This is a genomic window from Sellimonas sp. (assembly GCF_047234585.1).
Lineage (GTDB): Bacteria > Bacillota > Clostridia > Lachnospirales > Lachnospiraceae > Sellimonas > Sellimonas caecigallum.
On the sequence record NZ_JBKSWG010000007.1, the window covers coordinates 99,770 to 106,249 of the forward strand.

The window sequence follows — 6,480 nt, forward strand, 5'->3', positions numbered from 1 at the left end:
TGTGGTATAATACAGAGGATAAACTTTTCCGAAAGTTTATCCTCTTTTTTCATATTTTAATATAGAAAATTTTATTAGGAGGAAGAAAAATGATTTGGGCAAAGGAGGAAACTCTGCCGCGGAAAGAGCTGGAGATGATACAGCTGGAAAAGCTGAAAAAGACAGTGGCTTACATCTATGAACGGGTAGCTCCATATCGCGGGAAAATGGACAGGGCAGGGGTAAAGCCGGAAGACATACAGACACTCTCCGATCTGAGACGGCTGCCGTTTACATATAAGAAAGATTTCAGAGATAACTATCCGATGGGATTGTTTGCGGTAGACAAAAAAGAGCTCGTGCGGTTTCACGCAAGTTCCGGGACTACCGGAAAGCCGACAGTTGTGGGATACACAAAAAATGACCTGGAAATGTGGCTTGGAAATGTGGCAAGGATAGCATGTATGGGAGGCGCATCTGCGCAGGATATCGTACAGCTGTCGTTTGGATACGGAACCTTTACCGGGGCACTGGGACTGCACGGAGGTCTTGAAAAAATCGGGGCGGCCGTGATACCGATGTCATCTGGAAATACAAAAAAGCAGATCATGTTTCTGAAAGATATGGGAGTGACCCTCCTCGTGGCTACTCCATCCTACGCCCTTCATCTTGGGGAGGAGATAAGAAAAAGCGGACTCGATCCGGAGACGGATCTTTCCGTGCGGATCGGACTCTTTGGAGGCGAAGGCATGACGGAAGCCATGCGGGAGGAGATGCATCGTATCTGGGGAAAGGATTTTTTGTGTACCCAGAATTATGGACTGAGCGAATTGTGCGGACCAGGGGTGGCAGGCGAATGTCAAGAACTGTGCGGAATGCATATAAATGAAGACTGGTTCATACCGGAGATCATCGATCCCAAGACGGAAGAAGTCCTTCCGCCGGGAGAGAGAGGCGAGCTTGTTGTTACCTGTCTTGGAAAAGAAGCGCTCCCTCTTGTGCGCTATCGGACCGGGGATATGACAAGACTTTTTTATGAGCCATGCAAATGCGGCAGGACAACGGTGCGGATGGAAAATCTTTCTGGAAGAGCAGACGACATGCTCGTCATCCGGGGAGTGAATGTATTCCCGACACAGATTGAAGAAGTACTTTTGAGCATCGAGGAGATCGGACCGCATTATGAGATTCTCGTAGAAAGAAAAAATCGCCTGGATGTCATGACAATTACAGTGGAACTTATCGATGACAGGCTTTTGGACAGCTATTCCAAGTTAAGTGAGCTGGAACAGCGGATCAAAGCGGGACTGAAATCCCAGCTTGGTCTGGCGACGCAGATCAGACTTGTGGCGCCGTATTCCCTGCAGCGGTTTGAGGGAAAGGCAAAGAGGATCAAGGATTTACGAAAGGATGGATTATAAAATGGCAGATGATAAGAAAGTGATCATGCTTGGCAATGAAGCCATTGCGAGAGGAGCATGGGAAGCCGGCGTCAAAGTTTCTTCAGCCTACCCGGGAACACCAAGCACAGAAATCAGCGAAAATCTTGTAAAATACAAAGAAGACCTGTATGCAGAGTGGGCTCCGAATGAGAAGGTGGCTGCGGAAGTGGCTATCGGGGCAAGTATATCCGGAGTGCGCGCTATGGCGTGCATGAAACATGTGGGACTCAATGTGGCGTCTGATCCGCTCTATACAGTGTCTTATATGGGAGTAAACGGGGGCCTTGTGTTTATGGTTGCGGACGATCCGGGACTTTACAGTTCTCAAAATGAGCAGGATACCAGGATGATCGCCAGAGCTGCCGGCGTGCCGGTGCTGGAACCGTCAGACAGCGCGGAGGCAAAAGAGTTTGTGAAAAAAGCATTTGAGATCAGCGAGACCTATGATCGTCCTGTCATATTCCGGATCACAACAAGGCTTGCACATTCACAGGGGCTTGTGGAACTTGGCGAGAGGGAAGCGCTGGAAGACAGACCGTACGAAAAAAATATCCGGAAGAATGTTATGATGCCGGGAAATGCAAAGTTCCGTCATGTAGAGATAGAAAAGCGCAATAACGAGCTCAAAGAGGCAGCGGATACGATGGATATCAACCGTGTGGAGATGAATGATACAAAAATTGGCGTCATTACGAGTGGAATCCCGTATCAGTATGTAAAAGAAGCGATACCGGAAGCGTCAGTTTTAAAACTTGGCATGGTCAATCCTCTTCCAAGAAAAATGATCGAAGAGTTTGCAGGAAAGGTAGAGACACTCTATATCGTGGAAGAACTGGATCCGGTCATCGAAGAACAGGTAAAGTCCTGGGGTATCAAGGCAACAGGAAAAGAGATCTTTACGATTCAGGGAGAATACAGTGCAAATATGATCCGCCAGGCTATTCTGAAAGAAGACCTGAAGATCAGAAAGGCCGAGGATGTTCCGCAGAGACCACCGATCCTTTGCCCAGGCTGTCCTCACAGGAGTGTGTTCTATGTACTGAACAAACTGAAAATGCATGCGGCGGGGGATATTGGATGCTATACATTAGGAGCTGTGGCGCCTCTGAGCGTTGTAGATACGACGATCTGTATGGGTGCAAGCATTTCCAGCCTCCATGGGATGGAGAAAGCAAAAGGAAAAGACTATATTAAGAATTGGGTTGCCGTGATCGGAGATTCCACTTTTCTCCATACCGGTGTCAATTCTCTGATGAACATGGTTTATAATCAAGCAACCGGGACAGTGCTCATTCTCGATAATTCCACGACAGGTATGACAGGACACCAGGATCATGCGGCTACCGGAAAGACATTGCAGGGCGACCCGACATATGCTATCGATATCCCGGGGCTTTGCCGTTCCATAGGTGTTCCGAATGTGTGCGTAGTAAATGCCTTTGATATAGAAACACTGGAAAAAACGATAAAGGAAGAAGTGGCCAAGGAAGAAGTGTCCGTCATTATCACGAGGACGCCTTGCGTACTGCTGGATAAATCAAGAAAGCCGGTTTACGCGGCAGATCCGGAGAAATGTAAAAAATGCGGCATGTGTATGAAACCGGGATGCCCTGCTATGACACGGAATGCGGACGGGACAATCCACATCGACGATACGATGTGTACCGGATGCGGATTGTGTGAGACACTTTGCAAATTCGATGCGATTAAACTGGTAAAGGCAGGTGAAAGATAATGGCAGTAAAAAATATAATGATCGTAGGCGTAGGCGGACAGGGAACACTTCTCACAAGCCGTATTCTGGGCGGACTTGCCATTGAAGGCGGGTACGATGTCAAACTTTCCGAAGTGCACGGGATGGCTCAAAGGGGAGGAAGCGTCGTCACGTTTGTGAGGTACGGGGAAAAGGTGGCAGAACCTATTGTGGAAGAAGGGCAGGCAGATGTCATCATCGCCTTTGAGCGTTTGGAAGCTCTTCGGTATTCCCATTTTCTGAAAGAAGGAGGAGCGCTGATTTTAAATGACTGGAGGATCGACCCGATGCCTGTCGTTATCGGGGCGGCTGAGTATCCGGAAAATATCGTGGAGACGCTTTTGGCTGGCCACAAAGTATATACGGTCAATGCTACAGAAGAAGCGAGAAAACTCGGAAATCCAAAAGTGTTTAACATGATCGTGCTTGGTATCGCTTCCCAGCATATGGACTTCACAAAAGAGCAGTGGTACAAAGTCATCGAACGCACGGTTCCTCCGAAAACAATAGAGATAAATAAAAAAGCATTTGAAGTAGGAGCCGCATTATAGGAGGGGTTTGGAATGAAACAGATATCAGTTTTTGTGGAAAACCGTCCGGGAAGCCTCATGGAAGTGACATCCAGACTTACGGAAGCAGAAGTCAATATTCGCGCTGTGGCATCATTTGACACACCGGAATTTGGGATACTGAGGATGGTCGTGGATGACCCTCAGAAAGCAAAGCAGGAATTGACAAGACTTGGTTTTGTCGTTCGGATCTACGAAGTGATGGGAGTAGAGCTGCAGGATGAGAAGGGCAATCTGAATCATATGCTGTCCATTCTTGCGGACGGGCAGATCAATGTCAACTACATCTATTCATTTGTGATCCGGGAACAGAAGGCTCCGGTTATGGTATTTTCCACAGATGACATGGAAAAAGCAAAGGAAATCTTAACCAAGGCTGGAGTCAAGATTGTGACAGATGAAGAGTTATAAAGCAAAAAGGAGGACAGAGTAAAGAAAATGATAACAGACGACAGATGGACAGAGCGGATACGGGATCCGAAAGCAGAATGTATGAGCAGAGATGAGAGAGCCGCTCTTCAAGGAGAAAAATTGAGAGATCTTGTGAAGAGAGTGTACGGAGTTGTACCTTTCTATACAGAAAAAATGAAAGCGCTTGGCCTGGAACCGGGGGATATCAAAGGGATTGAAGATATCGGTAAACTTCCGTTTACTACGAAAGAGGATTTAAGAGAGAATTACCCGTTTGGTTTTCTGGCAGTACCAAATGAAAAGATCGCCAGAGTACAAGGTACATCCGGGACAACAGGAAAACTCACTGTTATGGCTTATACACAGAAGGATGTGGATGTGTGGGGAGAATGCGTGGCAAGGTGTCTTACGATGGCGGGACTCACTGCTGAGGACAGGATCCATGTGTGCTATGGTTATGGTCTCTTTACAGGCGGTATGGGACTGGACTTCGGAGCTCAGAAGCTGGGGGCTATGGCTATCCCGATGTCTGCCGGAAATACGAAGAGACAGCTTATGTGCATGGAAGATTTCGGCGCTACCGCATTCGCATGTACGCCGTCCTACGCAATGCATCTGGCAGAGGCCATGGCAGAAGCTGGCGTGGTGGATCATATGAAAATTAAAGCTGGTGTTTGTGGAGCAGAGCCATGGACTGTGGAGATGAGAAAAAAGATCGAAGAGATTATGAAGATCAACTGTTTTGATATTTACGGACTGTGTGAGATCACAGGTCCTGGAGTCGCTATGGACTGTATCCACCACGAAGGACTGCATGTTCACGCGGATCATTTCTATCCGGAAGTTTTGGATGTATCGACGCATGAGCCGGTGGGCGAAGGAGAGACAGGAGAGCTTGTATTTACAACTCTGTCAAAAGAAGCGGTTCCGCTGATTCGATACCGCACGAAAGACCTGACAAGCATCAATTACGAGACATGCAAATGCGGCAGGACGACACCGAGGATCTCCAAGTTCAAAGGACGCACGGACGACATGAAAGTCATCCGCGGTGTCAATGTCTTCCCGACTCAGGTAGAGACTGCGCTCCTTGGCATCGGCGAAGTGATCCCGCATTATCTCCTGATCATCGACCGGGAAAATAACATGGATGTACTTACCGTGATGGTGGAAGTGGATGAGAAGTTCTTCTCCGATGAAATCCGAAAACTGGACGCACTGCGGAACAAGATCGGTTCCGTGTTAAGAGAAGCGCTTGGTCTTTCTGTCCGTGTAAAACTTGTGGAGCCAAAGACTATTGAGAGAAGCGAAGGAAAAGCAAAACGTGTCATCGACAACAGAAATCTTGTGTAAGGGAGGAAATGTTATGAGTACGATTCAGCAGTTGTCTGTATTTTTGGAAAACAGGGAAGGAAGGCTGGATGAAGTCTTAACTACCCTTGGAAACAATGATGTGAACATCGTGGCATTAAGTCTGGCGGACACGACGGAATACGGAATGCTTCGGATGATCGTTTCAGATCCGCAGAAAGGAAAAGAAGTGTTAAGAGCTGTCGGAATCACTTCCATGCTCACACCGGTTGTTGCCCTGAGGGTGCCGCATGCTACTGGATCATTGAGCAAGGCGATGCACTGCCTTGTAGTGGACGGCGGAATCAACGTCGAGTATATGTACGCTTTTGCAAACGGGAAAGATGCTTCTGCTGTGCTGAAGACAGATGAGCCCGAACGGGCGGCAGAAATTCTTGTATCCAGCGGTTTCGGCGTATGGGAGGCAGATGAAGCTTACAAGGCAAATTGTTAAAAGAATAATAAGAGAAGAGAGAAGGTCAGAAATATCCTTCGAGTGAAACAAAAAACTGCGCCGGAAATCCAGCGCAGTTTTTTCATTCTATGACTTTTTAGATATTTAAATTTGCTTGAGGACTAATTTATATAAATAAAAGGTACATACAATCGATTTTTATAATTCTTATAATTTTGTTACATTTACAGCCTGCGGTCCCTTGGTGCCTTCGGTTATTTCAAACTCAACAGCCTGACCTTCTTCCAAGGTCTTATATCCTTCCATATTCAGTCCGGAATAGTGTACGAATACGTCGTTTCCGGATTCGTCACAGATAAATCCATAGCCTTTCTGGTTATTAAACCATTTTACAGTACCTTTGTTCATCTTGCTACCTCCATAAATCATATAAAACAATAAGTGAAATCCATCGATTTGTCGATGTTGCTCAAGCATAGCATGTTTAAAGATAAAAGTCAACGATTTAGCTAACTTGAAATTTTAAATTCCAGTGCAGAGTTAAATTCCACCACACTTTGT

7 protein-coding genes are annotated in these 6,480 nt (G+C 46.7%); 6 read left to right on the plus strand and 1 reads right to left on the minus strand.

Annotation, left to right across the window (positions count from 1 at the left end; genetic code table 11):
- Positions 1-89: 89 nt before the first annotated feature.
- The 6 genes from ACLROL_RS04430 to ACLROL_RS04455 are packed head-to-tail and all read left to right on the plus strand — an operon-like array spanning position 90 to position 5,958.
- Positions 90-1,400, plus strand: coding sequence for a phenylacetate--CoA ligase family protein (locus ACLROL_RS04430; RefSeq protein WP_087200287.1), 1,311 nt, complete (start codon positions 90-92; stop codon positions 1,398-1,400).
- A 1-nt stretch (position 1,401) separates the two neighbouring features.
- Complete coding sequence (gene iorA, locus ACLROL_RS04435) at positions 1,402-3,156, plus strand: indolepyruvate ferredoxin oxidoreductase subunit alpha (protein WP_087200289.1); 1,755 nt, start codon at positions 1,402-1,404, stop codon at positions 3,154-3,156.
- Entirely contained in the window at positions 3,156-3,725 is a 570-nt protein-coding gene (locus ACLROL_RS04440) for an indolepyruvate oxidoreductase subunit beta (protein ID WP_087200291.1), read from the plus strand. The genes iorA and ACLROL_RS04440 overlap by 1 nt, the downstream gene beginning before the upstream one ends.
- A gap of 12 nt (positions 3,726-3,737) precedes the next feature.
- Positions 3,738-4,154: an ACT domain-containing protein gene (locus ACLROL_RS04445; RefSeq protein ID WP_087200293.1), complete on the plus strand. Its 417-nt coding sequence runs from the start codon at positions 3,738-3,740 to the stop codon at positions 4,152-4,154.
- A 27-nt stretch (positions 4,155-4,181) separates the two neighbouring features.
- The gene (locus tag ACLROL_RS04450; protein ID WP_087211790.1) at positions 4,182-5,507 is read left to right on the plus strand and encodes a phenylacetate--CoA ligase family protein; all 1,326 of its coding nucleotides are present in this window, start codon (positions 4,182-4,184) and stop codon (positions 5,505-5,507) included.
- 13 nt (positions 5,508-5,520) lie between these two features.
- Positions 5,521-5,958, plus strand: coding sequence for an amino acid-binding protein (locus tag ACLROL_RS04455; RefSeq protein WP_087199279.1), 438 nt, complete (start codon positions 5,521-5,523; stop codon positions 5,956-5,958).
- Between the two features lie 168 nt (positions 5,959-6,126).
- On the opposite strand, the gene ACLROL_RS04460 is transcribed toward ACLROL_RS04455, so the two are convergent.
- Positions 6,127-6,327 carry a cold-shock protein gene (locus ACLROL_RS04460; protein ID WP_087199281.1) on the minus strand — a complete coding sequence of 67 codons (201 nt, stop codon included), beginning with the start codon at positions 6,325-6,327 and terminating at the stop codon, positions 6,127-6,129.
- Positions 6,328-6,480: the final 153 nt, after the last annotated feature.

Excerpts from the sequence above, each read along its gene's own strand:
- ACLROL_RS04430 (WP_087200287.1), top strand. The coding sequence starts at position 90 with ATGATTTGGGCAAAGGAGGAAACTCTGCCGCGGAAAGAGCTGGAGATG.
- iorA (WP_087200289.1), top strand. The coding sequence starts at position 1,402 with ATGGCAGATGATAAGAAAGTGATCATGCTTGGCAATGAAGCCATTGCG.
- ACLROL_RS04440 (WP_087200291.1), top strand. The coding sequence starts at position 3,156 with ATGGCAGTAAAAAATATAATGATCGTAGGCGTAGGCGGACAGGGAACA.
- ACLROL_RS04445 (WP_087200293.1), top strand. The coding sequence starts at position 3,738 with ATGAAACAGATATCAGTTTTTGTGGAAAACCGTCCGGGAAGCCTCATG.
- ACLROL_RS04450 (WP_087211790.1), top strand. The coding sequence starts at position 4,182 with ATGATAACAGACGACAGATGGACAGAGCGGATACGGGATCCGAAAGCA.
- ACLROL_RS04455 (WP_087199279.1), top strand. The coding sequence starts at position 5,521 with ATGAGTACGATTCAGCAGTTGTCTGTATTTTTGGAAAACAGGGAAGGA.
- ACLROL_RS04460 (WP_087199281.1), bottom strand. The coding sequence starts at position 6,327 with ATGAACAAAGGTACTGTAAAATGGTTTAATAACCAGAAAGGCTATGGA.